Origin of the sequence: Intestinimonas timonensis (assembly GCF_900626145.1) — a bacterium.
In the GTDB taxonomy this organism is placed as follows: domain Bacteria; phylum Bacillota; class Clostridia; order Oscillospirales; family Oscillospiraceae; genus Intestinimonas; species Intestinimonas aquisgranensis.
The window spans coordinates 774,308-800,034 of sequence record NZ_LR130817.1 but is presented as its reverse complement, the minus strand read 5'-3'; the positions used below and the strand labels follow the sequence as shown (position 1 = coordinate 800,034).

The following is a 25,727-nucleotide window of genomic DNA, read 5'->3' as shown; positions in this document are numbered from 1 at the left end:
AAATTCATTACCAGTTCATATTTCCATGATAGATTCGATTCTCCGGGGGATGTATGCAGCGCGACCCATCTCCCGAAAAGGAGTAACGTATGCAGCCTACACTTTGTTCCCGTTGCCATAAAAACGTGGCCGTGATCTTCGTCACCCGCATTGAGGGCGGAGAGACCAAGAATGAGGGTCTCTGTCTTAAGTGCGCCAAGGAATTGGGGATCAAGCCCGTGGAAGATATGATGCAGAAGATGGGCATCAGCGAGGAGGACCTTGAGGGTCTCACCAACGAGATGATGTCCGCCTTTGGCGGCGCCGAGGGCATGGAGGGTCTGGCCCCCCAGCCCGATGACGAGCAGGAGGATGACGAGGGGCGCACCGCCACCTTCCCCTTCCTCAACAAGCTCTTCGGCGGCCAGCCGGCCTCCGAGCCCCCCGGCGGTGAGCAGACCCGCCAGCAAAGGGAGGAGAAATCCGCCGGCAAGGAGCGCCAGCCCAAGCGGAAGTTTTTGGAGAACTACTGCATCTCCCTGACCAACCGCGCCCAGGAGGGCAAGCTGGACCGCATCGTGGGCCGCGACTCCGAGCTGGAGCGGGTGGTGCAGATCCTCAACCGCCGGCAGAAGAACAACCCCTGCCTCATCGGTGAGCCCGGCGTGGGCAAGACCGCCATCGCCGAGGGTCTGGCCCTGCGCATCGCCGAGAAGAACGTACCCTACAAGCTGCTGGACAAGGAGGTCTACCTGCTGGACCTCACCTCCCTGGTGGCCGGTACCCAGTTCCGCGGTCAGTTTGAGAGCCGGATGAAGGGCCTCATCGAGGAGATCAAGAAGCTGGGCAACATCATCCTAGTCATCGACGAGGTCCACAACCTGGTGGGCGCCGGCGATGCCGAGGGCTCTATGAGCGCTGCTAACATCCTCAAGCCCGCCCTCTCCCGGGGCGAGATCCAGGTCATCGGCGCCACCACCCTCACCGAATACCGCAAGTACATCGAGAAGGACTCCGCCCTGGAGCGCCGGTTCCAGCCAGTCATGGTGGAGGAGCCCTCGGTGAATGACGCCATCGAGATCATCAAGGGCATTGCCCCCTACTATGAGCAGTACCACCATGTCACCATCTCCCCGGAGATGTGCCGCCTGGCGGTCACCATGTCGGAGCGGTACATTACCGACCGTTTCCTCCCTGACAAGGCCATCGACCTCATTGACGAGGCCTCCTCTGACGTGAACCTCCACAACAAAGCCCTCACCCGGACCATGCAGATCGACAAGGAACTGGCCGACATTGCCAAGGAGCGGGAGGTCATGCTGGCCGCCGCCAACGACAAGTCCGGCGAGCCCTTTGACCGCCTGCGCCGCCGGGAGCAGACCCTCCTCCAACAGAAGGAAAAGCTGGAGAGCACTCCCGCCCAGCCCGAGGACACCGAGCGCCAGACCAAGCTGGCCGAGCTCCTGCAGCAGCTGGAGCAGGTGAACCAGGAGCGGAGTGAACTGGAGCGCGTCAACAGCGAGAAGGCCTACCAGCGTCTGGCCGTCCTCAAGAGCCAGGAGCTCCAGCTCACTCAGGAGAAGGATTCCCTGGCCGACAAGCTCACCCCGCCCCTCACTGTGGCTCATCTTGCCCGGGTCATCGAGCTGTGGACCAAAATCCCCGCCACTCAGATCCAGGAGCAGGAGTTCGAGCGTCTGGCTCACCTGGAGGACCGACTCAAGAGCCATATCATCGGCCAGGACGAGGCCGTCCACGAGGTGGCCAATGCCATTCGCCGGGGGCGGGTGGGCATCGCCTCCAAGCGCAAGCCCGTGTCCTTCATCTTCGTGGGCTCCACCGGCGTGGGCAAGACCGAGCTGGTCAAGCAGCTGGCCCAGGACATGTTCAACTCCCCCGAGTCCTTGATCCGACTGGATATGTCGGAGTTCATGGAGAAGTTCGCCGTCAGCCGCATCATCGGCTCTCCCCCGGGCTATGTGGGCTACGACGAGGCCGGACAGCTCACCGAGAAGGTCCGCCGGAAGCCCTACTGTGTCATCCTCTTTGACGAGATCGAGAAGGCCCACCCCGATGTGCTCAACATCATGCTCCAGATCCTGGACGACGGCCACATCACCGACGCCCAGGGCCGGAACGTGAACTTCGAAAACGCCGTCATCGTCATGGCCTCCAACGCCGGCAGCGACAAGGGCGGCGGCTCCGTGGGCTTCGGCCGCACCGACAAGGAGCAGGGCAAGGACAAGGCCATGAAGGCCCTGGGCCAGTTCCTGCGGCCCGAGTTCATCAACCGGGTGGACGAGGTGGTCTACTTCAACCGTCTCAGCGAGGAAAACTTCAAGGAGATCGCCAAGATCATGCTGGGCGAGCTCACCGACAACCTTCGGGACAAGGGCATCACCTTCACCTGGGACGAGAGCGTCCTGGACCACCTGGTCAAGACCTCCTATTCCCTCACCTATGGCGCCCGGAACCTGCGCCGCCAGGTGCAGAAGGACTTGGAGGACCCCATCGCCACCAAGATCATCGAGAGCTATATGGAGCCCATCACCCAGCTCAAGGCCGTGGGCAAGGACGGCAAGATCGAGCTGTTGGCTCTCTAAAAAAGGCATCAAAAAGGCCCGCCGGAAGGCGGGCCTTTTTCTGTCTATTGAGTCAGGTAAGGGACACCAACTGGGTGCTGCTGACCTCATTTTGGGTGACGGTCACCTCCACCTGATCCCCACTATCTGTAAAGGACAAATCACTGACATAGCCATCCGTCCCAAGGTCCACCGTGGCCAGCACGGTGCCGTCCCAGGTACAGATATCGCCCCAGAAAGCGTAGACCCCAGTGGTTAGGTCCTCCCCCTTCCAGTTGAGGTGGGTCCCGGCCAGCTCCTTCACGAAGGTCTCCGTCTGGGGATCAAAGACCAGGTAGAGGTTGTTTTCGGGGCCGGTGTGGCACTCCAGGAGGAGCTCCTCCCCCACCCACTGCATCTTGGTCACGGCGGTGATGGCGGGGGACCGCTCGGTCAAATCGTAGGCGTGGCCGTTGCAGGTCAGGGTCAGCCCCTGGATGGTGATCGCCTCCGGCTTCAGGGCCGTCTCCGGCAACACCGGGAACCAGGTCAGGGGATCATACAGGGCACCGTCCTGGGCCGCCTCCAGGTGGAGATGGGGACCGGTAGCAGCGCCGGTCTGGCCCACAGCCCCCAGGACGTCTCCCTGAGCCACGGCATCCCCAGTCTGGACGGAGACCGCACTCAGACAGCCGTACAGGGTGGTGAGGCCGTCCCCGTGGTCCAGAAGGACGTAATTTCCATCGGTGTCGTCCCAGCCTGTCTCCGCCACAGTGCCGCTGCGCACCGCCAGCACCGCCACACCCTCCGGGGCGGAGATATCTACGCCGTCGTGGCTGCTCTCTTTGCCCGTGATGGGGTGGACCCGGGTGTCAAAGGTTTCCGTGACCTCCTGATACTCCGGCACCGGCCAGACCCAGGCGGGCTCGGCAGCGCTCATATCCAGCCCCGACAGGATCACATCGTGCCCATTCGTACCGCGGGCGGACAGCAGGTCTACCTCCTTTTCCAACTCCTGCCCGCTTTCATCGGTGAGGAAGGCCCATAGGGTGAGGCTTTCAAACTGGTCCAGATCGTAATCGGTGAGGGGGACGGAGTAGGCGCCCTCTCCCCCCTTCCAGCGCCCGGCAGTGCCATCGTTGTCGACGAGGTGGACGCTCATGGTCCCGTTCTCCTTCATCTGATACCGGCCGGACACCTGGATACGCCAGTCGTCGGCTTTCTCATAGGCCGCAGGAATAGTAAAGGTCAATTCCTTGTCATTGATCGTCACACTTTGGGCCAGGGTATCCAGGGCCTCCCGGGCCGTCATGGGCGTCTCGGCCTGGGCGGACTGGACCGTCACCAGAGCGCCCACAGCCACGGCGGCGCACAGTACCGCCGCCACCAGCATTACGCCGGTCTTTTTCTTGAGAAACAGATTCATCAGTCTTCCTTTCATCTGCCGGCCCCCGCTGCTCAGCCGGGTGGCGTACAGGGGGAGACCGGCGCCATGGGCGGCGTACCGCAGGAGGATCTGACCGTAGTCGTACCGAAAAGCGGCATCCCGGCCCGCCACCACTGCGTCGTCGCAGCAGTATTCCAGATTCCGACCCGCCTGCCGGCACATCCACCACACCAGGGGATTGAACCAGTGGGCGGCGTTGACCAGCAACAGCAGGAATTTATACCAGAGGTCCCGACGGCGGACGTGCGTGAGCTCATGTGAGAGGACCATGGCGGTCTCCTCCTCCCCCAGCCTGGCGGGCAGAAACACCAGAGGCCGGAAGAGCCCCAGGGACAGGGGCGCCGCCGTATCCTCGGTCCGCAGCACCTCCGGCGCTCCGTGCTCCCCCTTCCAGAGGGAGGCCATCAGAACCTGGTCCTCCGGCTCCTCCCAGCTCCCGACACGCAGCCGACACCGGACCAGCAGGTAGCCGGTCCCGTGCCACAGCAGCAACCCCAGCGCCCCCGCCAGCCAGGTCCCGGTGAGGATCTGACCCAGAGTGGGTAGGGTCATCCTGGCTGGCTCAGACACCGTCTCCGATGTCCCGGTCACAACAGTGGCGGCCACCGGTTCCGCCGGCGCCGTCCACACTTGGGGCACCTCCGGCACCGTGATGGTGACGGCGGGCTCCGGCAAAGACCAGTCCACCGGCAGCAGGAGCCACACAGCCAGGGCCAGCCACAGGACATAGCAGGTCTTTGCGGTATATCTCTTCTGGATCAGGGCGCTCAGCAGCAGCAGGGGCAGCAGCACCGCAGACGCCGTCAGGGAGAGGTGTCCCAGCCGCTCCACCAGTTCCGCCATCACCGTTCTCCCTCCTTCAGCTGGTCCAGGAGGGCCTGGAGGTCCGCCACCTCCTCTGGCGCTACCTTGTCCCCATCATAGAGGGCGGCGGCAAACCGAGAGAGAGAGCCGCCGTAGAGTTTTTTCAAAATACTGCGGCCCTCACTGCGCTGGTACTCCTCCCGGCTCACCAGGGGGGTGTAGACGTTGGTCTTGCCCTCCTTGGTACAGGCGAGAAAGCCCTTCTCCTCCAACCGCTTGAGGTAACTGTGGAGGGCGCTGGCCGTCAGCGGCCGCTCCAGGTGCTCCAGGATGGCGGGGGCGGTGACCCCTCCCCCGCCGGCCCACACCACCAGCATGATATCCAGTTCCGATTCCGGCAGCCGCTTGTTTTCCTTCACGTTTGGAGCCCCCTATATTTTGCATTTGCAGAAGTCCTTCTGTGGCTATATTCTACATTTGCAGAAGTTTGTTGTCAAGATATTTTTGCAAATGCAGAAAGAGGCCCTGCGCCGGCGTTTTGTCAGCACAGGACCTTTGTTCACAGGTCTAAAATCACGGTCTCCAGCCCCTGACGCAGGGCGTAGGTCAGGGTATACATGGTCCCGCCCAGCGTCCTGCCGTCATAGGCAGCGATGATGCGCTGAGAGCGGTCCACCATATACCGGTCCCGGCGCTGCATACATCCGGCAGTATAGTGATGCTGGACCAGAGTCTCATAGTCGCATCGCTCCAGCAGGGCAAAATACCGGTTCCGGTCCCGCTCCCGCCACCGGGCAGACTGCTCCTCACAGGGGACGGCGGCCTCCACTGTGACATCTTCGTACCGGTCCCGCAGGTCCAGGACCGCCTCGCAGAAATAGAGATCGCAGCCCAGGGCCATACCGCAGAGAAAGTGGCGGTAGCCGTCGGCGTAGGCTGTCTCCAGAGCCGCACCCAGCCGTGCCTTCAGGTCTGCGCACCGGGGATCGGACTCATTGTTCCCCCAGGGGAGCTTGTTGGGCCTGTGGCCAGTAAAACAGCAGGTGGTCTCTCTCTTCACGCCCTGTCCTCTCCCCTTTCCGCCTGTCCCGGCATTCTTGTCTCTGCCATTGTAGTATATCCAGCAATACAAGTCAACGGAAATCGAACATTTGTTTCTCAAAATTTGGGGCTTGCTTTTTTGGTGGGACCATGTATAATAGCAGGTAGAGAAAACAACTGAATCAAAAATGTCTTCAGGGCAGGGTGAAAATCCCGATCGGCGGTACAGTCCGCGACCCGCGCTTCCGCGCGGCTGACCCGGTGGAACTCCGGGACCGACAGTGACGTGCTCTTTTCGAGTGCGAAGTCTGGATGGAAGAAGATGTGTTCAAATGCGCACCTCTCCCCATGTAACGTGTTTAACACCTGGAAGGCATTGGGTCTTTCGGGTGTTTTCTACTTTACATGGGGCGCGGCTGGAATGTGGCCGCGTCCGGAAGGAGCGCGTATTTTTATGTCCGATCCCACACTGGTCAAGGCCCGTCCGGCCACCAACACCAAGACCATCACCACCCTGGCCATGCTCTCTGCCATTGCCTTCGTGGTCATGCTGGTGTCCAAGCTGCTGCCCAGCGTCAACGGCTTCCTGGACTTCGACTTCAAGGATGTGGTCATCTGCATCGGCGGCTTCGTCTTTGGACCCATGGCCGCCGCCTCTATGGCTGTCGTGGTGGCCTTCGTGGAGATGATCACCGTCAGCCACACCGGCATCATCGGCTTTGTCATGAACGCCCTGGCCACCTGCGCTTTCTGCTGCACCGCCACCTTCATCTACAAGAAGCGCCACACCATGGCGGGCGCCGTGCTGGGTCTGGCCGCCGGTGTGGTGGCCCTCACCGTTGTCATGCTGCTGTGGAACTACTTCCTCACTCCCATCTACCAGGGCATGCCCCGTGAGGCCGTGGCCGCCATGCTGGTGCCCATCTTCCTCCCCTTCAACCTGGTCAAGGGTGGTATGAACATGGCCGCCACCCTCCTGCTTTACAAGCCTGTGGTCACCGCCCTGCGCCGGTCCGGCCTGGTGGCCCCCTCCACCAGCGAGCAGCCCTCCCGCCGCTCCAGCGCCGGCTTCCTCCTCTTCTCCCTGGTGCTGCTGGCCACCTTCGTCCTGCTGGCCCTGGTTCTCTGGGGCGTCATCTGATCCCATTTTCCCACCTTCCCTGATTACGTTCCACTCCCCCGGCTCACGCCGGGGGAGTTTTCTTTTGCCCGCTTGACGATATCGTGCCTCGATGTTATAATATCGATAGACGATATCGAATCACGATATCAGAATGGAGGCTGCCCATGGGCAAAAAATCCCTGGAATCCCTTACCGAAACCATGTTCTATGTGCTCATGGCCTTTCGGAAGCAGACCCTGTGCGGCACGGAGGTGGCTGACTTCGTCTCCCGCAAGACTAAGGGCCGGGTGAACATGGGGCCGGGCACCCTCTACACCATTCTGGGCAAATTCCAGGAGGAGGGTTTTCTTACGGAGATCGCTGTTGAGGGACGGAAGCGGACCTATCAGCTCACGGAAATCGGTGAAAAGCGGTACCAGGAGGAGGTGGCCCGGCTGCGCGCCTGCGTGGCCGACGCCGAGAGTGAGGAGGAACGGCCATGAAGGAGCAGAACATCGTGCGCAGGCTGGTCCCGGTGGATTTCCTGGACCTTGACGGCATTGAATTATGGCTGGAGGAGATGGCGGCCAAAGGGCTCCATTTCCAGAAATTTGGGACCTTTTTTGCCCAGTTCCGTCCCGGCGACCCGGCCAAGGTACGCTGGCACGCCGAGCCCACGGAAAAGGGCGGGACCTCCATCCCCGCCCAGACCGGCGAGTATGCGGATCTGGGCTGGACTTACATGGGAAAGATCGGCTATCTAGCCTTGTTCCGGACGGCTGATCCGGACGCCCCCGAGTTCCACACCGACCCGGTGGCCCAGAGCTACACCCTGGACCGGCTCACTAAGAGGCTGACCCGGTTTGTGTGGCTCCTGCTGGCCATGATGGCGGCTCTGGTGGCCTTCATGGTGTGGGCCCGCCTGGACAGCTCCTTCGGCCTGGTCCTGAGCCTGGTACGGTTCGGCTCCCTCTATACCAATCTGGTTATTCTGGTAGAGCTGGTCCTGGTCCTCCATTTTTCGCTGGAGGTGTGGGGCCTGTGCCGCCTGCGGAGGCGGCTCCGGGCTGGCATCCCCCACCAGCGGCCCCGACGCTGGCGGCACACCGGGCTGGTGCGGCAGGGCTACACCCTCCTGCTGTCCATCGCCGCCCTCATTCAGATCGGCTTCACCACCGCTTATTTCGCTGGAGTGACCAAGTGGGATACGGAGCTCTCCGGCCTGGACCGCCCCGCCCCGGTGCTCTCCCTGGCGGAGCTGGAGGGGGATGGCTACGCCCCGGAGCCCTTTGGCTATCCCGGCTACGTGGGCCCTGACCGGGACAACTTCATCTCCTACGACGGTCGGCCCCTGGCCCGGATCTACGAGGTGAAGCAGGCCGGCGCCTTGGATAGGGAGCGGCGCTACCTGAAGATGGAGTGGTACGACCTGACCCTCCCCTTACTGGCCGGTCCCCTGCTGGAGGATCTGATGGACTATGAGCTCTACGACCTCCGCTATGTGCCGGAGCGCTACGCCGTGGAGGAGCTGTCCGCCCCCGGCTTTGACCGGTTGGTGGTGGTGGAGAACGTGGATTACGGCGGTCAGCAGCTCTTCGTCCGACTGGGGAACCGGGTGGTCCATCTGGACTACACCGGCAGCCGGGACCTGACCGAACACCTAGATCAGGTGGCCGCTCTCCTCCGGTGGGATGGGTGATGGGTAAGGATTTCATCGAACAGGTGTTTGACTAACTGAATTTCCTGTGGTACACTGAGGAAAAGGGGGTGGAGACATGGACCGGACCATCCTGCACTGTGACCTCAACGGCTTTTACGCCTCGGTAGAGTTGCGGGACAAGCCGGAGCTGCGGAACAAACCGGTGGCGGTGTGCGGCGACCCGGAGAGCCGCCACGGCATTATCCTGGCCAAGAACGAGGCGGCCAAGAAATTCCAGGTCAAGACGGCGGAGACCATCTGGCAGGCCCGGCGGAAATGCCCCGATCTCATCCTCCTCCCCGCCCACCACGACCAGTACCGGCTGTGGTCCAGGCGGGTCAACGCCATCTACGAGCGGTACACCGACCTGGTGGAGCCCTTCGGCATCGACGAGAGCTGGCTGGACATCACCGGCTCCATGCACCTCTTCGGTGGGGACGGCAGGGCCATCGCCGACCAGATCCGGGGCACCGTGAAGGAAGAGACTGGACTCACCATCAGCGTGGGTGTCTCCTTCAACAAGGTTTTTGCCAAGCTGGGCAGCGACCTGAAAAAACCGGACGCAACCACCGTCCTCACCCGGGCAGACGTGCCGGAAAAGGTGTGGCCTTTGCCGGTGACCGACCTTCTCTTCGTGGGCCGGGCGTCGGCCCGGGTACTGCACCAGTACGGCGTCCACACCATCGGCGACCTGGCCGCCTTCGGCCGGGAGCGTCTGGAGCAGCTGCTGGGCAAGCAGGGCGGGCAGCTCTATGAATACGCCGCTGGTCTGGAGCACAGCCCGGTGACCCGTGCCGGTGAGACACCGCCCCCCAAGTCGGTGGGCAACGGCATCACCTTCCGCCGGAACCTGGTGGGTTGGAAGGACATCCACACCGGCGTGGCCCTTCTCTCCGACAGCGTGGCCGCCCGGCTGCGGAAGCACGCCATGAAGTGCACCACCGTCCAGGTCACCATCCGGGACCCCAATTTCAAGGACATCTGCCGTCAGACCCGGCTGGAGACTCCCTCCTGCACGGCCCAGGACATCGGTCGGGCGGCTCTGGGGCTCATCCAGTCCTCCTGGAGCGGCAGCGCCCCCATCCGTGCCCTCACTATTACGGGCCAAAACCTGATTCCCGAAGGGGAGGCCGGAGAGCAGTTGGACCTCTTCGCCGCCGACGCCACCCCCCGCCGGGAGCGGCGTGAGCAGCTGGAGCGGACGGTGGACGGCATCCGGACCAAGTTCGGCAAAGCCGCCATCCGCTCCGCCGTCACCATGTGGGAGGATATCGACCATCCCGCCGGTCACGCCGGCAGCATCCCACCCCCCGGCGGCACAGGCCGGGACTGAAACACGCCAAACAGCAGTACGCCCTCCACGCCATCATCGGCGCGGAGGGCGTGCTGTTTCATTTTTATTTTTTCCGCCACCGCAGTAGCAGGGCGGAATTGACGATGACCAGCACTGATCCTGCGTTGTGGACCAGGGCACCCACCACTGGATTGAGCACACCAGTCATAGCCAGGAGGATGGCCAGGAAGTTGAGGCCCATAGAGAAGGTCAGATTGCAGCGGATGGTGGTCATCATCCGCCGGGACAGGGAAAGCAGATGGGGCAAGGCGTGGATGTCGTCGTTGACCAAAGCGATGTCGGCAGCGTCTACGGCAATGTCGCTGCCCACACCTCCCATGGCGATGCCCACCTGTGCCTTTTTCAGGGCGGGAGCGTCGTTGATGCCGTCCCCCGCCATGCACACCTGCCGGCCTGCCCGCTGCTGCCCGTCGATCCAGTCCAGCTTGTCCTCCGGAAGGCAGTCGGAGCGGACTGTCTGGATGCCCAGGGTCTGAGCGATATGGTGGGCGGCATTGGCGTGGTCGCCGGTGAGAAGCACCGGCTCCGCCCCAGCCTCCCGCACACCCCGGACGGTGTCGGCGGCGTCCGGTCGGAGGGTATCTGCCAGAGCCAGGAAGCCCGCCAGCACCCCGTCCACCGCCAGATAGATAAGGGTGCAGCCCTCCGCCAAGCAGTGTTCCGCCGCCGACCGGGCCGACTCCGGTACCGGCACTCCATTCTGTTTCAGGAGGGCCTCGTTGCCTGCGATCAGGGCTTTCCCTTCCACCACCGCCCGGACACCCCGGCCCGGCAGCATCTGAAACTCCTCCGGCTGGACAGGCTCACCAGTCCCCAGTTCCCGGTAGCAGTTCACCACCGCCTTTCCCAGGGGATGCTCCGACCGGAGCTCGGCGCTGGCCACCCAGGCGTACAGCTGGTTCCGGTCATGGTCGGGGGAACAGCTCCGGACCTCCACCACCTTTGGGGTCCCCAAGGTCAGTGTGCCCGTCTTGTCAAAAGCCACATCAGACACCCCGGCCAGCCGCTCCAGGGCATCCCCCTCCCGGACCAGAAAGCCATACCGGGTGGCGTTGCCAATGGCCGCCATGATGGCGGTGGGTGTGGCCAGCACCAGAGCGCAGGGACAGAAGACCACCAGGATGGTCACCGCCCGGATGATCTCTCCGGTGACAAGCCAGGTGAGACCTGCAGCCGCAACAGCCACAACCACCACCCAGGTGGCCCAGCGGTCGGCCAGGCCCACGATTTTGGCCTTTCCGGCGTCCGCCGACTGGACCAAACGAATCATCCGCTGGATGGCACTGTCCTCCCCTACTTTGGTGGCCTCCATATCAAAGGCACCGAACTGGTTGACGGTACCGCTGGAGACCTCATCTCCCACGCCCTTGTCCACCGGCAGGGACTCCCCCGTCATCACCGACTGGTCAATGGAGGTCTGTCCCATCCGGATGATGCCATCTACCGGCACCGTCTCCCCGGGGAGCACCCGCAGCCGGTCTCCCACCCGCACCTGCTCGGCGGGGATGACCTCCTCCCTGCTGTCCGTCAGCCGGCGGGCAGTGCGGGGCGTCAGGCGAACCAGCTTCTCGATACCCGCGCGGGCCTTCGCCACGGTGAGGTCTTCCAGAAGGGCCCCCAGCTGCATGATAAAGGCCACCTCGCCCGCCGCGAAGTCCTCGCCGATGACCACGGATGCGATGAGGGCCATAGACACCAGCACATCGGCCTTGATGTCAAAGGCCGTCACCAGACCAATGACTGCCTCCAAAATGATGGGCACGCCGCACAGCACGATGGCAACCCAGGCCATGTCAAAGGGAAAGGGAGAAATGCCCGCGATACTGCACCCCAGCGCTACTGCGGACAGGGTCAGAAAAAGGATCTCCTTTCGGACATCGCCCCAGGCCAGTATTCGCTCCAACCGTTCCATACGCCACCTCCAGATACCTATACCCCTTATGGTTTCTTTATGCCCATGATTATACCCATGGGGGTATAGGTTGTCAAGAGGATCTACGGACCAAAGACAAAAAGATCCCCGGACGGAGCTTGGCTCCGCCCAGGGATCTCAGTCGTCATTTCATGTTGGCGAACCGCTCCACAGCCTTGGTAAAGCTGGCAATGGTCTGCTCGGCATCGCCGTGCTCGATTCCGTCCCGGACACAGTGGTTGATGTGTCCCTCCAGCACCACCTGCCCTACCTTGTGGAGGGCGGATTTGGCGGCGTTGATTTGTAAAAGCACATCCTCACAGGGAACATCCTCATCCACCATGCGGTCAATGGCCTGTACCTGTCCAATGATCTTTTTGAGCCGGCGGTGAAGGTTCTCTGCGTCCATGCACTGTCTCATTGTATTCCCCTCCCGCCTCAGGAAATGGTGTAGCTGCCCCGGACCATTACCGTGGCGTCGGCGGTGGCCTTCAGCCCTCTGCCGTCGGCGGTGATGAGGTAGAGGTGGTTGGGCTGCACAGCGCCGCCGGAGGCCAGAGTGGAACCCTCCGTGGAGTCCACCAGCCCGGGTGCAGAGGCCGCCACACAGGTGGCGGAACCGCTTCGCAGCAGCAGCTCACAGCCGGTGGAGCCCAGCAGCTGCTGTTCTGCCTTCACCGTCACCACGGAGAAAACAGAAGAAGCGGTACCACTGCCGGAGGAAGTGCCCATGAGAGACTCCACCTCCTGGGCATAGGCGTCGGCCACCCCATCCAGCTTGTCCACCAGAGCCTGCTCCCGGCTGTCCAGCTTGGCGTCCACCTGCTTGAGAATGGCGGGGGTGTTGACGTCGTTGAGATAGCTCATGGTGACCAGAGGGTCGGTCTGGCTCCCCGCGGCGGCCCCCAGCAACAGGGTGAGGACGCCCACGGAGAGGACGGTGGTGAAAAGGGTTTTGCGGCGCGTTTTCATATGTAACCTCCATAGTAAAAAAGAGGGACCGGCCGGACCGGCGTCCGACCGGCTGTCCCTTATACCAGTTCTTCCGGATGCAGACCAAAGCTGACGGCAATGGCGGAGTCCACCCGGTGCATCAGCTTCTCATCCAGGCAGCCCATCCGTTCCCGGAGCCGCCGTTTGTCCAGGGTCCGGATCTGTTCCAGCAGGATCACAGAATCCTTGGGCAGTCCGCAGCTCATGGCGGCCAGCTCGATGTGGGTGGGGAGCTTGGCCTTCCCCGTCTGAGATGTGATGGCGGCCGCGATGACCGTGGGGCTGTGGCGGTTGCCGGTGTTGTTCTGAATGATCAGCACCGGGCGGACGCCCCCCTGCTCACTCCCCACCACAGGGCTCAGATCGGCGTAAAAAATATCGCCGCGTTTTACGCTGTTGTCCACGTATGCTCACACTCCGCTGGAAGATAGTGCCCGGCGTCACCAAGGCCGAAGCCTATGTAACACCGACACTATGATTCTCCCACGGGGCGGCGGGAATTATACGCCAGGTCTCTAAAATTGAAGCGCGGCGGGCCCTCCCGCCGCCTGCCCGGCGGAACCTCCCCCTTCAGCATATGCCCGGCGGGATGGGGCCGTTCAGCCCTCCAGGTAGATCCGGGGCACCCGGGGCGCCACGTCGCAGAGGAGCTCGTACTGGATGGTGCCCACCAGATCGGCGCCGTTCTCCACCGGCACCTCGTCACCATAGAGGGTCACCACGTCGCCGGCCTTCACCTCTCGCAGGTCGGTGACGTCGGCCATACACATGTCCATGCACACCCGACCCACCAACGGCACCTTCTGGCCTCTGATCTCCACCTCCAGCCGGTTGGAAAACAGGCGGAAGAAGCCATCTGCGTAGCCCACGGGCAACACGGCCAGGCGGCTGTCCCGTTTCAGGACATGGGTGCAGCCGTAGCTTACCGGCGTACCGTCAGCCAAGCTGCGGACCGCCGCCACCCGGGTCTTCAGGGTCATGACCGGCTCCAGAGGGCAGGTATACTCCATACCGGCGGCGGGATAGTGGCCATAGAGGGCGATCCCGGGCCGGACCATATCCAAATGGGTACAGGGATAGTTTAACACAGCGGCGCTGGCGGCGCAATGGCGAATTGGGAAGGTCACACCCTCCCGCTCCAGGTGGCCCAGCAGGTCCAGAAAGCGGGTAAACTGCTCCATGGTGTAGGTCTCATCCCCGTCGGCGTTGGCGAAATGGGTAAAGATTCCCTCACACTCCAGGCCGGGCAGGCCGTACACACGGCGGATATCCTCCTCTGCCCCCTGACTCCACAAAAAGCCCAGCCGGGACATACCTGTATCCACCTTGATGTGGACCTTGGCCTTGCGCCCCGCCGCCACACCGGCGGCCGAGAGGGCCTGGGCAAGCTCCAGATCCCCTACCGCCTGGGTGATATCATGCTCCAGCAGGACACCGGCATATTCCGCCGGCGTCACCCCCAGGATGAGGATGGGAATTTGGATGCCGGCGTTCCGCAGCTCCAGAGCCTCGTCCAAGCAGGCCACCGCCAGGTAATCCGCCCCCAGCTCCTCCAGCTTTTTGGCCACCGGCACAGCGCCATGGCCATAGGCGTTGGCCTTCACAACACCTAGGAATTTACACCCAGGCGGCGTCAGTCCCCGGAGGGCGTGGTAGTTCCGCGCCAGCCGTCCCAAGTCGATCTCTGCCCAGGTCCTCTTCTGTGCATCTTCCATGACTTTTACGCCTCACTATCTATGTTTGGGCCTCTATGTGTCTTCTCCCGTCGTCTCCACTCTGACAAACGAGGTAAAGGTACATTCGATGACCCGCTGACCGTCCGTGGAGATCTCCCCCCGCAACAGGTCATGAGTATCTTTGTCAAACCAGAGGGTGCACTCCGTCCCCTCCCCCGGCGCCCCCTCCGGGTCCCGGCATAGGAGCCGCAAACAGTCCCGCTCCTCCAGAATATCGAAACCGCTCTCGGCAATAAACCCCTCAGTGGCAGCCTTCATCAGGAAAATACCTGCCCCCACAGGGGAGAGCCCACTTTCATCCAGTGGACCTGTCTCCAAACTGACGCCGTCGTACTCCAGGAAGGTCTCTCCGGCAGAGATCCGGGCGGTGATCCCAGCCACCGTCTCCGGTGCGGTCACGGCGACAGTGGTGTCCCCTTCCCGCTGCCAGTCCAGCTCCATGGTGTAGGCATACACGCGGCGGCCGTAATCTGCGCCCACCTCCATTTGTGCCGTCACCCGATCCAGAGCCAAATACTCTCCCCGGATGTCCAGGGTCAGCTGGTCTACTTCATCTGTGGCCTGCCCGCCGCATCCGGAGAGCATGAGGCACAGGGTCATCATCAGTGCGCAAGCCGCTCTGCGCACAGCTCCGCCTCCTGTCCTGGTTTTCGGTGCTCAGTTGTTTCTTATGATGCCCTTGAGCACCAGCGGGAGCCGGTCGATCATGTCGCCGGGGGTCATGCCGTACTCCCCCAGCTCCCCGGCACACACATCGCCCGCCATGCCGTGGAGACACACCGCCATAGGTACCGCTACCCGGGGTGGGAACCCCTGGCCCAGCAGGGAAAGGATCATACCGCTGAGCACATCTCCGCTGCCCCCCTTGGCCATACCGGGGTTGCCGGTGGTGTTCACATAGGCCTCTCCGTCGGGGAAGGCTGTGATGGTGCGGTGTCCCTTGAGCACCAACACACAGCCGTGCTCGGCGGCAAAGGTCCGGGCCGCCGAGAGTCGGTCCCCGGAGGAGAGATCCCCACCCAGCCGGGCAAACTCGCCGTCATGGGGAGTGAGCACCGTACATTCCCCCTGGCGGACATCCAATCCATCTATATGCCCCGCCAGGGCGTTTATGCCGTCGGCGTCCAGCACCACGGGAAGCCGAATCGTCTTCAGCAGATGCCGCACCACGGAGCCCACGCTGTTGCCCCGGCCCAAGCCGGGACCGATGAGGCACACACCGCAGGGTTCCAACCGTCGCAGCACCTCCTCAGCGGCCTCCAGAGAGAGCATGCCGTCCTTGGAGGCAGGGAGCGGATGCGGCATGGCTTCGTCCAGCTTTTGGGCGGCAATGGGCCACACCGGACCCGGCACTCCCAGGGATACCTGGCCGGACCCACACCGCACCGCCGCCCGGGCAGCCAGGATCGGGGCGCCGCTGTACCCCACGCTGCCCGCAAGGATATATACTTTACCATAATTCCCCTTATGGGAATCCCGGTCTCTTCTGGGCAGGTAAAGCTCCTGGGGAAAGACAGCATGGAGATTGCTCTCCAGCTTCCGGACAAGGTCGTCAGGGATACCGATGTCGGCCACAGTGAGCTGGCCAGCCAAGGTGCCTCCCTCCCCCAGAAGATTGCCCACCTTGGGCAACGTGAAGGTAACGGTCTCCACCGCCTCTACCGCACAGCCCAACACCCGACCGGTATCGGCCTCTACTCCGCTGGCGATGTCCACTGCCACCACCGGCACCGAGCAGGTGTTCATCATCTGTACGGCGGTATAGGCGTCTCCCCGCAGCTCCGTATTGAGTCCAATGCCGAAGAGGGCGTCCACCATCAGATCACAGCCCAGGCACCAGGACGCAAAAGCCGGATCAGCTGTAAAGTCCTCTAACTTTCCACCCGCTGCCTCCAAATGGGCTTCCATCTCCCGGCAGTCGGGCGTCATCTTGTCTCGGCGACCCACCAGGAAGCAGCGGACCTCCACGCCGGCCTCCATCAGCTGCCGGGCGGCGGCTACACCGTCTCCGCCGTTGTTACCGGCGCCGCAGAAAACGGCCACCCTTTTTTTCTCCTTCCCCGCCATCCGCTCCAGACAGCGCTCCACCACTGCGGCGGCGGCCCTGTCCATGAGCTGCAGAGAGGGAATACCCCGCTCCCGGATGGCGGATCGGTCCAGTCCCCGCATCTGTTCCGATGTGGCGATCTTCATCAATCAATTCCTCCTACAAATTCTCAAACGCAGCCTGTTCCTCCTCCATTACTGCCCGGCAGGGGGTAAAATCTACCCTGCGGTACAGGAAGGCTCCAAGGAACAGGATGACAAAATTACTCAATACCATGGCATACCAGACACCGGTGCTGCCCACGGCGGTAAAATGCTTGAAAAACATGATGAGTGGGAGCCGCACCAGCCACAGACGGGCGGTGGACATCCAGAAGGCGTAGATGGTCTTACCGGAGCCGTTGAATACCCCAAGATAATTCTGGAAGAGGGACATGAGGGGCTGGGTGAGGAGCACCCAGAACATGTACTCCACGGCGGCGATGCGGGTAGCACCGTCATTGCTGAGGAGCCCAACCAGCTCCACCCGGAAGGGCAGCAGGATCAGGCTCCCCACCACAGCGATGGCAAAACCGATATTTCGGCTCACCCGGTAGGCCTGCCGGGCCCGGTCGCCATTCCCGGCACCGATGTTCTGACCCACATAGGCCGCCAGCACAGACCCCAGAGCCAGCACCGGCATGAGGAGAATATTGGAGATCTTGTTCCCGATGCTGAAGGCCGCCGTCACCGCCTCGCCATAGCTGAGGATGACGGTCTGAAGCACCAGAAAACCCAGGGAGCTCAGGGCCTGGCTGAAGGCCGCCGGGGCGGCGATGCGGGTCAGGCGGAAGAGGATGGGCCACGAGAGGGTGATGCGGCCCCACTCCAGGTGGAGGGCCTGCCGCTTGGAAAAGAGAAGGAAGAGGCACACCGGTGCTACGGCCACGTTGCCCAGCACCGTGGCCAGGCCTGCGCCAAAGACCCCCATACCCAGGCCCTGAACAAAGGCACCGGTGAGCACGATGTTGAGCAGCACAGCACTCACCGACAAGACCACCGGGGTCACCGTGTCCCCCTGGGCCTGCCGCACCGCCTGGAAGGCGGCGAAGATAAAGGTGAAGATGAGCTCAAAGGAGCGCACCCGGAGGTAGGAGACGCTGCAGGTGAAGACGTCGCCGGTGGCGCCGGTAAAGGCCATGACCCAGGGGGCCACCAAATAGAGGAGGGCGTTGAGCACTACGCCGAAGAGGACGGCCACCGCCAGCAGAACCCCGGCGTTCTCCCGGGCTTCCTCCCGGCGTCCCGCCCCCAAGAGCTGGCTCACCACAGCCACACCGGCCACCCCGAAACCCACCTGGAAAGCAGCGAAAATATTGATCAGGGGCCAGGAGATGGATACCCCCGCCTGGGCGGCCACTGAGTTTGCCGTCTGGCCGATAAAGAAGGTGTCCACCAGCTCATTGAACGCCTTCATAAAGTTGGCCCCGAACACGGGCAGCGCCAGGGTGAGGAAAGCCTTATACAGGTTAGGCTCGTATAGGAGCAGTGCCCGGCGGTCCTGCTTCACGTCCTCCGCCTCCTTTCTTTTTCGCGCTGAACTGCCCCCCATTATAGCCCTTGGAAGGTATTGAGTCAATTTCATCTTGCAATTTTCCCGCCAATGTGATATAAAGTACATTTGTAAATGCGTGGAAGGGGAAAATAGTGCGAAACCGCCGCCAAGAGAGGTCTGGTCACCGGCTGAAAGCCAGACTGCGGACGCCGTGCTTGGTTCGCCCCGGAGCGGCCCTGGAGACAGGGACGGCCGCCCTCCGTTACGGGGCCTCAAGTGCGCGGGTGACCGCGAAGCGTGGGTGGTACCGCGGAAGGCATGCCTTTCGTCCCAGTGTGGGACGGAGGGCTTTTTTGTCGTCTGAATCAGGAGGCAGTTATGGAACATCCGGATTTCTGGTCCGCGCTGGACGAACTGATCCGTCGCTCTCAGTTGGTCATCGACCGTCCCCGGGGGTCCGCTCATCCCCGCTTCCCCGCACTCACCTATCCCCTGGATTACGGCTACTTGGCGCAGACCTCCTCCACAGACGGTGAGGGCGTGGACGTCTGGCAGGGTTCAGCCCCCGCCCAGTCCCTGAACGCCATCATCTGTACCGTGGACCTGGAAAAGCGCGACATCGAGGTGAAACTCCTCCTTGGCTGCACCCGGGAAGAAATCCAGCTGGTTCTGGATTTTCACAATCGCAGTCCATCTATGAAGGGCCTGCTCGTTCCCAGGCCCGGCTCCACACCATAATCAACATCCGAAAGGAAGAAAGCACCGATGAAAGAACAGTTAGCACAGATCCGTGCGACGGCCCTGGCCGCCTTTGAGGCCGCCAACGACTCCGCCGCCCTGGACGCCCTCCGTGTCCAGTACCTGGGCAAGAAGGGTGAGCTCACCGCCGTTTTGAAGCAGATGGGCAAGCTCTCCGCCGAGGAGCGCCCCGCCATGGGCCAGCTGGCCAACGAGGTCCGGGCCGCTCTGGAGGAGGCTCTGGAGCGCCGGGGCAAGGAGCTGGAGGCCAAGGCCCTGGAGGACCGTCTGGCCGCCGAGTCCCTGGATGTGACCATCCCCGGCAAGCCCTTTAAGGCCGGTCACCGCCACCCCATGTATATCGCCCTGGATGAGATCAAGGAGATCTTCATCGGTATGGGCTTTACCGTGCTGGACGGCCCCGAGGTAGAGCTGGCTGAGCTCAACTTCGACCGCCTCAACGCTGAGGAGGGCCACCCCTCCCGTGACTGGAGCGATACCTTCTACTTTGATGAGGACAGCCGGGTGATGCTCCGCTCCCAGACCTCCCCCATGCAGGTCCGTGCCATGGACACCATGGAGCTGCCCATCCGCATCATCGCCCCCGGCCGGGTGTACCGGAAGGACGAGGTGGATGCCACCCACTCCCCCATGTTCCACCAGGTGGAGGGCATGGTCATCGATAAAGGCGTCACCATGGCCGACCTGAAGGGCACCCTCAACACCGTAGTGGAGAAGCTCTATGGCAAGGGCACCAAGACCCGCTTCCGCCCCCACCACTTCCCCTTCACCGAGCCCTCCTGCGAGATGGACGTCCAGTGCCACAAGTGCGGCGGCGTGGGCTGCCCCACCTGCAAGGGCGAGGGCTGGATCGAGCTGCTGGGCGCCGGTATGATCCACCCCCGTGTGCTGGAGATGGCCGGCATCGACACCAACGTCTATTCCGGCTGGGCCTTTGGCATCGGTCTGGAGCGCACCGCCATGCGCCGCTTCAAGATCGCCGATCTGCGCCTCATTTTCGAAAATGACGTGCGCTTCCTGGAGCAGTTCTGAACTGCCGCTCCACAATGAATAGCCTGATGTAAGGGAGTTTTAGAATATGAATCTGTCTCGTAAATGGCTGCGCGAGTTCGTCACCGTGGACGCCGGTGACCGTGACTTCGCCGAGGCCATGACGCTCTCCGGCTCCAAGGTGGAGATCACCACCGACCTGGGTGCCGAGATCTCCAACGTGGTGGTGGGCCGTGTCCTCTCCATGGAGCGCCACCCCAATTCCGACCACATGTGGATCTGCCAGATCGATGTTGGCCAGGCCGAGCCCATCCAGATCGTCACCGGCGCCTGGAACGTCCATGTGGGCGACCTGGTCCCCGCCGCCCTCCACAAGTCCACCCTGCCCGGCGGCGTGAAGATCGAAAAGGGCAAGCTCCGGGGCGAGGTCTCCAACGGCATGATGTGCGGCCTCTCCGAGCTGGGCCTGGAGGAGCGGGACTTCCCCTATGCTGTCATCGACCCCGCCGCCATTCTGGGCGACTACAAGCCCCTGGATAAGGAGAAGCCCTCCATTCCCAACCACATTCAGCCTGGCCACAAGATCTTCGGCAGCGTGGTCTGCGCCAAGGTCACCGAGGTGGTCACCACCGCCTACTCCACCTATAATGTGACTCTGGACACCGGGGACAAGACCTGCACTGTCTCCACCACCTCTCCCAACCTCCACACCGATGACCTGGTGGCGCTGGATACCAAGAAGGAACACATCTGCACCCTCACCGACCTGCGGGCACAGCAGGCCGAGTTCCCTCACTGCATTCCCGACGGCATCTTCATCCTCAACGAGGAGTGCAAGCCCGGCGACGACATCAAGTCTGTCATCGGCCTGGACGACTCCGTGGTGGAGTTCGAGATCACTCCCAACCGCCCCGACTGTCTCTCCGTCATCGGTCTGGCCCGCGAGGTAGCCGCCACCTATGACTCCCCCCTGAATCTCCACACCCCCGTGGTGAAGGCCGAGGGCGAGGGCTCCCTGGTAGATCTGCTGGACGTGGAGACCCCCGCCAGCGACCTGGTGCCCCGGTATACCGCCCGCATGGTCCGCAACGTGAAGATCTCCCCCTCCCCCAAGTGGATGCGGGAACGGCTGCGCGCCATGGGTGTACGCCCCATCAACAACATCGTGGACATCACCAACTATGTCATGCTGGAGTACGGCCAGCCCATGCACGCCTTTGACTATCGCTATGTAAAGGGTGGCAAGATCATCGTCCGCCGGGCCGAGGAGGGCGAACACCTCACCACCCTGGACGGCAAGGAGCACATCCTCAACGCCAACCATCTGGTTATTGCCGACGAGCACCGGGCCGTGGGCCTGGCCGGCATTATGGGCGGTCTGAACAGCGAGATCGTGGACGACACCGCCGATGTGGTCTTTGAATCCGCCTGCTTCGACGGCACCTGCATCCGCAAGGGCGCCCTGGCCCTGGGCATGCGCACCGAGGCCTCTGCCAAGTTCGAGAAGGGCCTGGACCCCATGAACACCCTCCCCGCCGTGGATCGAGCCTGTGAGCTGGTGGAGATGCTGGGCGCCGGCGAGGTTCTCCCCGGTACCATCGACATTCTCAACTACGTGCCCCAGCCCCGTGTCCTCAAGCTGGAGCCCGACCGTATCAACGGCCTGCTGGGCACCGACATCGCCGCCGACGAGATGGTCCGCATCCTGAAGAAGCTGGACTTCGGCGTGGAAGGCGACCAGGTCACCGTCCCCTCCTGGCGCGGCGACGTCATCGGCATGGCGGACCTTGCCGAGGAGGTTGCCCGTTTCCACGGCTACAACAACATCCCCGTCACCCTCATGCGGGGCCAGACCACTCTGGGCGGCTTCTCTGAGGAGGAGAAGCTGGAGCGGCAGCTGGGCGGCATGTGCCGGGCCATGGGCTACGATGAGATCATCACCTACTCTTTCATCTCCCCCACCTGCTACGACAAGATCCGCTGGGCCGCCGACGACCCCCGCCGGGAGTCCTTCAAGATCCTCAACCCCCTGGGCGAGGACACCTCTATCATGCGCACTACCGTCCTCCCCTCCATGCTGGAGATCCTGACCCGCAACTACAACTACCGCAACCAGAACGTGAAGCTCTATGAGGTGGGCCGTATCTACCTGCACGGCGGCGAGGATGGCCTGGCCATCGAGAACAAGGTGCTCTCCATGGGCGCCTATGGCGACGACATGGACTTTTTCGCTCTGAAGGGCGCCGTGGAGGCCATTCTGAAGGACCTGCGGGCCCTGAATGTCCGCTTTGAGGTCCCCTCTGTGCCCAACCCCTCTTACCACCCCGGACGGGTGGCCGATGTGTACGTCGGCGATTCCCGCATCGGTGTGCTGGGCCAGGTCCACCCGCTGGTGGCCAAGAGCTATGGCGTGGACGCCGAATTCTACTGCGCTGAGCTGGATTTCAATCAGCTGCTGCACATGGATCGTTCTGTCCCCGAGTACGTCCCCCTGCCCAAGTTCCCCGCCGTCACACGTGACATTGCCGTGGTGTGCGACGAGGCCATCACCGTGGGCGCGCTGGAGGACTGTATCCGCAAGGGCGCCAAGGGCCTCCTGAAGGACGTCACCCTCTTCGACATCTACCGTGGCAAGGGCATCCCCGAGGGTAAGAAGTCTGTGGCCTTTAATCTGGTGCTCCGGGCCGACGACCGCTCCCTCACCGCCGACGAGGCTGACGCCGACGTAAAGAGCATTCTGGAGACTCTGGAGAAGGAGCTGGGCGCCATCCTGCGCTGAGGTCACTCGGTCTCTTCGCGGGTCCCCGCACAGCGGGGCGCACGTCAGTGCGTACAAGTGTCCCGGCTGAAAGCCGGGACCTTGGCGCAAGGCGGAATTCAGTTCCGCCGCGCAAATTAAATCGGCCCTTGTGCCCCTGCAAACGCTTTGCGTTTGCGGGAATGGCTGACGCCGACGTAAAGAGCATCCTGGAGACCCTGGAGAAGGAACTGGGCGCCGTCCTGCGCTGACGGCTGGCGGCAAACCCTTAAATCTTCATAAAAATTCGCCACCACCCCTTTACACCCGGAGTCATTTCGAGTACAATAAGAGCATCCGTGATGAGTAAGATATACTATATTTTGTATGCTCATCCCCATCCATTACACCAAACGGGAGGTGTTTCCGACATGGAGATCGATTTTACACGCAAATTTAACCTCAATGAGGACCGGGACGAAGAGATCAAGGCTATTTTGACCGCCGTCTACAACGCCCTCCAGGAGAAGGGGTATAACCCCATCAACCAGATCGTCGGTTACATCCTGTCCGAGGACCCCACCTATATCACCAACTACAACAACGCCCGTTCCCTGATCCGCAAGCTGGACCGGGACGAGCTGCTCCAGGAGCTGGTGAAGAAATACCTGGCGAGCTGACAAACAGATGAAAAGGTGCCTGCGTGGTCTCACGCAGGCACCTTTTTGTTTATCCATGAGTAAAAAAGCGCCCCGTTCCGGCGAGCCGGTGAACAGATCCAGTAAAAACGGACAGTGACAAAAGCCCCCCTGATGTAGGAAAATAGACTACATCAGGGGGTTTTGTCATGAAGAAACGAAATTACACACACGTTCAAATGCTTTTACCAGAGATCAAGGCCATGTTGGCAGAGGGGAAAACACAGCGGGAAGTCGCAGAATACTATGGCTTCCGGAATAAGCAGGTGGTAAAAAGACTACTTGAGCGTGAGCGCCGTAAAGAACGAAAACTGGAAGCCGGAATCCGCCCACGACCGAAAGGACGGCCGAGAAAAGATGCTGCGCCAGGAGACGTTGTGGCAGAGCAGGCCTGTGAGATCCAACGGCTTCGCATGGAAAATAAACTACTGCGGGATTTTCTGCGCTTCACAGAAAGGAAGTGAGAGCAAAGGTAAAGTATCATATCATCTATCGTCACAGGACAGAGTATCCAGTGGCAGTCATGTGCAAATTCTTTGGAGTGTCCAGAAGCGGCTACTATGCTTTTGTCCATCGCCTAGGCAAGCCAGAAAAGGATGCGGCTCTTGCGGGGCTCATCGCACAGCAGCGGGAACGCAGCTTCCGCACCTACGGCTACCGGCGGATGTGGCTGTGGCTGAAAAGCCGGAATATCTTCTGCAATCCCAAAACTGTGCTGCGAATCATGAAGAAATATGATCTGCTCTCGGAGATCCGCCGCCGCAGGAAATGGCAGCAGATGGGGCGGCAGGCACACAAATACAGGAATCTGCTGAACAGGGAGTTCCATGCGGACAAACCTAACAGCAAATGGGTAACAGACATCTCCTACATCCACACCAGGCAGGGTGTGCTGTACCTTTCCATAATCCGGGACCTCTATGACAACAGCATCATCGCCTACAAGACTGGAACCCAGCAGACAGTGAATTTGGTTCTGGATACCGTTCATCTGGCAATGAAACAGGAGAAAAAGAGGGTCGCTGCGGAGTTGCAGCTCCACAGCGACCAAGGATTTCAGTACACCTCTGCAGCATACTTCAATCTGACTCAAGCATACGGAATCACACCATCCATGTCAAGGAAAGGAAACCCGTACGACAACGCCATGGCGGAAAATTTCTTCTCTATCCTCAAAACAGAATGTATTTACCGCCACAAACCGGCGACCTTTTCCGAAGCCAATGAGATGATTGACCGCTATATTTACTTCTATAACCATGAGCGCATCCAGTTAAAAACTGGAGAGGCGCCGCTGGCGCGACGCCTCTCCGCTTAAAACTTAATCTTTCCTACTAAGGGCTCTTTTTTGTACTGTCCGCACAATCTGGGGCAGTTCACCGGAACGGGGCGCTTTTTCTGTGTCAGTTGTTGCCCATGAGCAGGCTCATCACGGCCTTCTGGGCGTGGAGCCGGTTCTCGGCCTCCTCAAAGATCTCATCGGCGTGGGCCTCAAAGACCTCGGCGGTGATCTCCTCCCCCCGGTGGGCGGGCAGGCAGTGCTGCACCATGGCGCCGGGATTGGCCAGCTTCATGAGCTCAGCGTTGACCTGATAGATCCCCTCAAAGGCCAGACGGCGCTTCTGTGCCTCTTCCTCCTGGCCCATGGAAGCCCACACGTCGGTAATGACCACATCGGCCCCGGCAACGGCCTCCTTGGGGTCCCGGCAGAGGGTGAATTTGGCGTCGGTGACGGTCTTGGCAAAGGCCAGCACCTTGGGATCGGGGTCGTAGCCCTCGGGGCAGGCAACGGACACGTCCATGCCGCACTTCAGGCCGCCCACGATGAGAGAGTTTGCCATGTTGTTGCCGTCGCCGATGAAGCACAGCTTCAGACCCTCCAGCCGGGTCATCTTCTCCCGGACAGTCATCAGGTCGGCCAGTACCTGGCAGGGGTGAGCGAAGTCGGTAAGACCGTTGATGACGGGGATGGTGGCGTACTTGGCCAGCTCCTCCACCTCGTCCTGTCCATAGGTGCGGATCATGATGCCGTCACAGTAGCGGCTGAGCACCCGGGCGGTGTCGGCGATGGGCTCTCCCCGGCCGATCTGGCTCTCCTTGCCGGAGAGGAAGAGAGCGTGCCCTCCCATCTGGTAGGTCCCAACCTCGAAGGATACGCGGGTCCGGGTGGAGTTTTTCTCAAAAATCATGGCCAGAGTCTTGCCCTTCAGGCAGTCGTGGGGCAGGCCGTGCTTCTGGTTGTATTTCATCTGGTCGGCCACGTCCAGGATCTTGGTAATGTCCTCCCGGGTCAGATCCAGCAGCTTGAGCAGGTCTTTTTTCATCGTCGATCACC

At 61.8% G+C, this 25,727-nt stretch carries 23 protein-coding genes and 1 riboswitch; of the genes, 11 read left to right on the top strand and 12 right to left on the bottom strand.

Features of this window, described 5'->3' with window-relative positions:
- The first annotated feature begins 89 nt into the window (after positions 1 to 89).
- Positions 90 to 2,582, top strand: coding sequence for an ATP-dependent Clp protease ATP-binding subunit (locus E0E29_RS10550; RefSeq protein ID WP_130849823.1), 2,493 nt, complete (start codon positions 90 to 92; stop codon positions 2,580 to 2,582).
- A gap of 52 nt (positions 2,583 to 2,634) precedes the next feature.
- Here E0E29_RS10550 and E0E29_RS10545 read toward each other — a convergent pair whose 3' ends face one another.
- The 3 genes from E0E29_RS10545 to E0E29_RS10535 all read right to left on the bottom strand — a co-directional run bounded on the left by E0E29_RS10545 (position 2,635) and on the right by E0E29_RS10535 (position 5,851).
- Complete coding sequence (locus E0E29_RS10545) at positions 2,635 to 4,830, bottom strand: M23/M56 family metallopeptidase (protein WP_242622548.1); 2,196 nt, start codon at positions 4,828 to 4,830, stop codon at positions 2,635 to 2,637.
- Positions 4,830 to 5,210: a BlaI/MecI/CopY family transcriptional regulator gene (locus E0E29_RS10540; protein WP_130849821.1), complete on the bottom strand. Its 381-nt coding sequence runs from the start codon at positions 5,208 to 5,210 to the stop codon at positions 4,830 to 4,832. The genes E0E29_RS10545 and E0E29_RS10540 overlap by 1 nt, the downstream gene beginning before the upstream one ends.
- Positions 5,211 to 5,350: 140 nt before the next feature.
- Positions 5,351 to 5,851, bottom strand: a complete 501-nt coding sequence (locus E0E29_RS10535) for an SLOG family protein (RefSeq protein WP_130849820.1) — start codon at positions 5,849 to 5,851, stop codon at positions 5,351 to 5,353.
- A gap of 167 nt (positions 5,852 to 6,018) precedes the next feature.
- Positions 6,019 to 6,160, top strand: a riboswitch (FMN riboswitch).
- 126 nt (positions 6,161 to 6,286) lie between these two features.
- Here E0E29_RS10535 and E0E29_RS10530 point away from each other — a divergent pair.
- From E0E29_RS10530 to dinB, 4 genes are all read left to right on the top strand, one after another.
- Positions 6,287 to 6,973: an ECF transporter S component gene (locus E0E29_RS10530; protein WP_130849819.1), complete on the top strand. Its 687-nt coding sequence runs from the start codon at positions 6,287 to 6,289 to the stop codon at positions 6,971 to 6,973.
- A gap of 146 nt (positions 6,974 to 7,119) precedes the next feature.
- Positions 7,120 to 7,437 (top strand): PadR family transcriptional regulator, encoded by a 318-nt coding sequence (locus E0E29_RS10525; protein WP_130849818.1) that lies wholly within the window; start codon positions 7,120 to 7,122, stop codon positions 7,435 to 7,437.
- Positions 7,434 to 8,633, top strand: coding sequence for a DUF2812 domain-containing protein (locus E0E29_RS10520; protein ID WP_130849817.1), 1,200 nt, complete (start codon positions 7,434 to 7,436; stop codon positions 8,631 to 8,633). The genes E0E29_RS10525 and E0E29_RS10520 overlap by 4 nt, the downstream gene beginning before the upstream one ends.
- A gap of 76 nt (positions 8,634 to 8,709) precedes the next feature.
- A complete protein-coding gene (gene dinB, locus E0E29_RS10515) occupies positions 8,710 to 9,966 on the top strand; it encodes a DNA polymerase IV (protein WP_130849816.1) in 1,257 nt (418 codons plus the stop codon).
- A 64-nt stretch (positions 9,967 to 10,030) separates the two neighbouring features.
- On the opposite strand, the gene E0E29_RS10510 is transcribed toward dinB, so the two are convergent.
- The 8 genes from E0E29_RS10510 to E0E29_RS10475 all read right to left on the bottom strand — a co-directional run bounded on the left by E0E29_RS10510 (position 10,031) and on the right by E0E29_RS10475 (position 18,223).
- A complete protein-coding gene (locus tag E0E29_RS10510; protein WP_130849815.1) occupies positions 10,031 to 11,899 on the bottom strand; it encodes a heavy metal translocating P-type ATPase in 1,869 nt (622 codons plus the stop codon).
- 145 nt (positions 11,900 to 12,044) lie between these two features.
- Positions 12,045 to 12,320: a metal-sensing transcriptional repressor gene (locus E0E29_RS10505; protein ID WP_130849814.1), complete on the bottom strand. Its 276-nt coding sequence runs from the start codon at positions 12,318 to 12,320 to the stop codon at positions 12,045 to 12,047.
- A gap of 17 nt (positions 12,321 to 12,337) precedes the next feature.
- A complete protein-coding gene (locus E0E29_RS10500; RefSeq protein WP_130849813.1) occupies positions 12,338 to 12,871 on the bottom strand; it encodes a hypothetical protein in 534 nt (177 codons plus the stop codon).
- 59 nt (positions 12,872 to 12,930) lie between these two features.
- Positions 12,931 to 13,296 (bottom strand): type II toxin-antitoxin system PemK/MazF family toxin, encoded by a 366-nt coding sequence (locus E0E29_RS10495; RefSeq protein WP_130849812.1) that lies wholly within the window; start codon positions 13,294 to 13,296, stop codon positions 12,931 to 12,933.
- Between the two features lie 195 nt (positions 13,297 to 13,491).
- On the bottom strand, positions 13,492 to 14,607 hold the full coding sequence (gene alr / locus E0E29_RS10490; RefSeq protein ID WP_130849811.1) for an alanine racemase: 1,116 nt from the start codon (positions 14,605 to 14,607) through the stop codon (positions 13,492 to 13,494).
- A gap of 33 nt (positions 14,608 to 14,640) precedes the next feature.
- Positions 14,641 to 15,255 carry a hypothetical protein gene (locus E0E29_RS10485; RefSeq protein WP_242622458.1) on the bottom strand — a complete coding sequence of 205 codons (615 nt, stop codon included), beginning with the start codon at positions 15,253 to 15,255 and terminating at the stop codon, positions 14,641 to 14,643.
- A gap of 30 nt (positions 15,256 to 15,285) precedes the next feature.
- The gene (locus tag E0E29_RS10480) at positions 15,286 to 16,821 is read right to left on the bottom strand and encodes an NAD(P)H-hydrate dehydratase (protein ID WP_130849810.1); all 1,536 of its coding nucleotides are present in this window, start codon (positions 16,819 to 16,821) and stop codon (positions 15,286 to 15,288) included.
- Positions 16,822 to 16,834: 13 nt separating this feature from the next.
- Complete coding sequence (locus tag E0E29_RS10475; protein WP_242622457.1) at positions 16,835 to 18,223, bottom strand: MATE family efflux transporter; 1,389 nt, start codon at positions 18,221 to 18,223, stop codon at positions 16,835 to 16,837.
- Positions 18,224 to 18,586: 363 nt separating this feature from the next.
- On the opposite strand from E0E29_RS10475, the gene E0E29_RS10470 reads away from it, so the two are divergent.
- The 6 genes from E0E29_RS10470 to E0E29_RS10445 all read left to right on the top strand — a co-directional run bounded on the left by E0E29_RS10470 (position 18,587) and on the right by E0E29_RS10445 (position 24,710).
- Positions 18,587 to 18,946: an inorganic pyrophosphatase gene (locus E0E29_RS10470; protein WP_130849809.1), complete on the top strand. Its 360-nt coding sequence runs from the start codon at positions 18,587 to 18,589 to the stop codon at positions 18,944 to 18,946.
- Positions 18,947 to 18,973: 27 nt separating this feature from the next.
- Entirely contained in the window at positions 18,974 to 19,999 is a 1,026-nt protein-coding gene (gene pheS, locus E0E29_RS10465) for a phenylalanine--tRNA ligase subunit alpha (RefSeq protein WP_130849808.1), read from the top strand.
- 46 nt (positions 20,000 to 20,045) lie between these two features.
- Positions 20,046 to 22,736 carry a phenylalanine--tRNA ligase subunit beta gene (gene pheT / locus E0E29_RS10460; RefSeq protein ID WP_130849807.1) on the top strand — a complete coding sequence of 897 codons (2,691 nt, stop codon included), beginning with the start codon at positions 20,046 to 20,048 and terminating at the stop codon, positions 22,734 to 22,736.
- Between the two features lie 389 nt (positions 22,737 to 23,125).
- Entirely contained in the window at positions 23,126 to 23,374 is a 249-nt protein-coding gene (locus tag E0E29_RS10455; protein WP_130849806.1) for an IreB family regulatory phosphoprotein, read from the top strand.
- 167 nt (positions 23,375 to 23,541) lie between these two features.
- Complete coding sequence (locus E0E29_RS10450; protein ID WP_130848458.1) at positions 23,542 to 23,856, top strand: imidazolonepropionase; 315 nt, start codon at positions 23,542 to 23,544, stop codon at positions 23,854 to 23,856.
- Positions 23,853 to 24,710 carry an IS3 family transposase gene (locus E0E29_RS10445; RefSeq protein ID WP_130848459.1) on the top strand — a complete coding sequence of 286 codons (858 nt, stop codon included), beginning with the start codon at positions 23,853 to 23,855 and terminating at the stop codon, positions 24,708 to 24,710. The genes E0E29_RS10450 and E0E29_RS10445 overlap by 4 nt, the downstream gene beginning before the upstream one ends.
- An 85-nt stretch (positions 24,711 to 24,795) precedes the next feature.
- Here the strand turns inward: E0E29_RS10445 and argF are convergent, their stop codons facing one another.
- Positions 24,796 to 25,716: an ornithine carbamoyltransferase gene (argF, locus tag E0E29_RS10440; RefSeq protein WP_130849805.1), complete on the bottom strand. Its 921-nt coding sequence runs from the start codon at positions 25,714 to 25,716 to the stop codon at positions 24,796 to 24,798.
- Between the last annotated feature and the right edge of the window lie 11 nt (positions 25,717 to 25,727).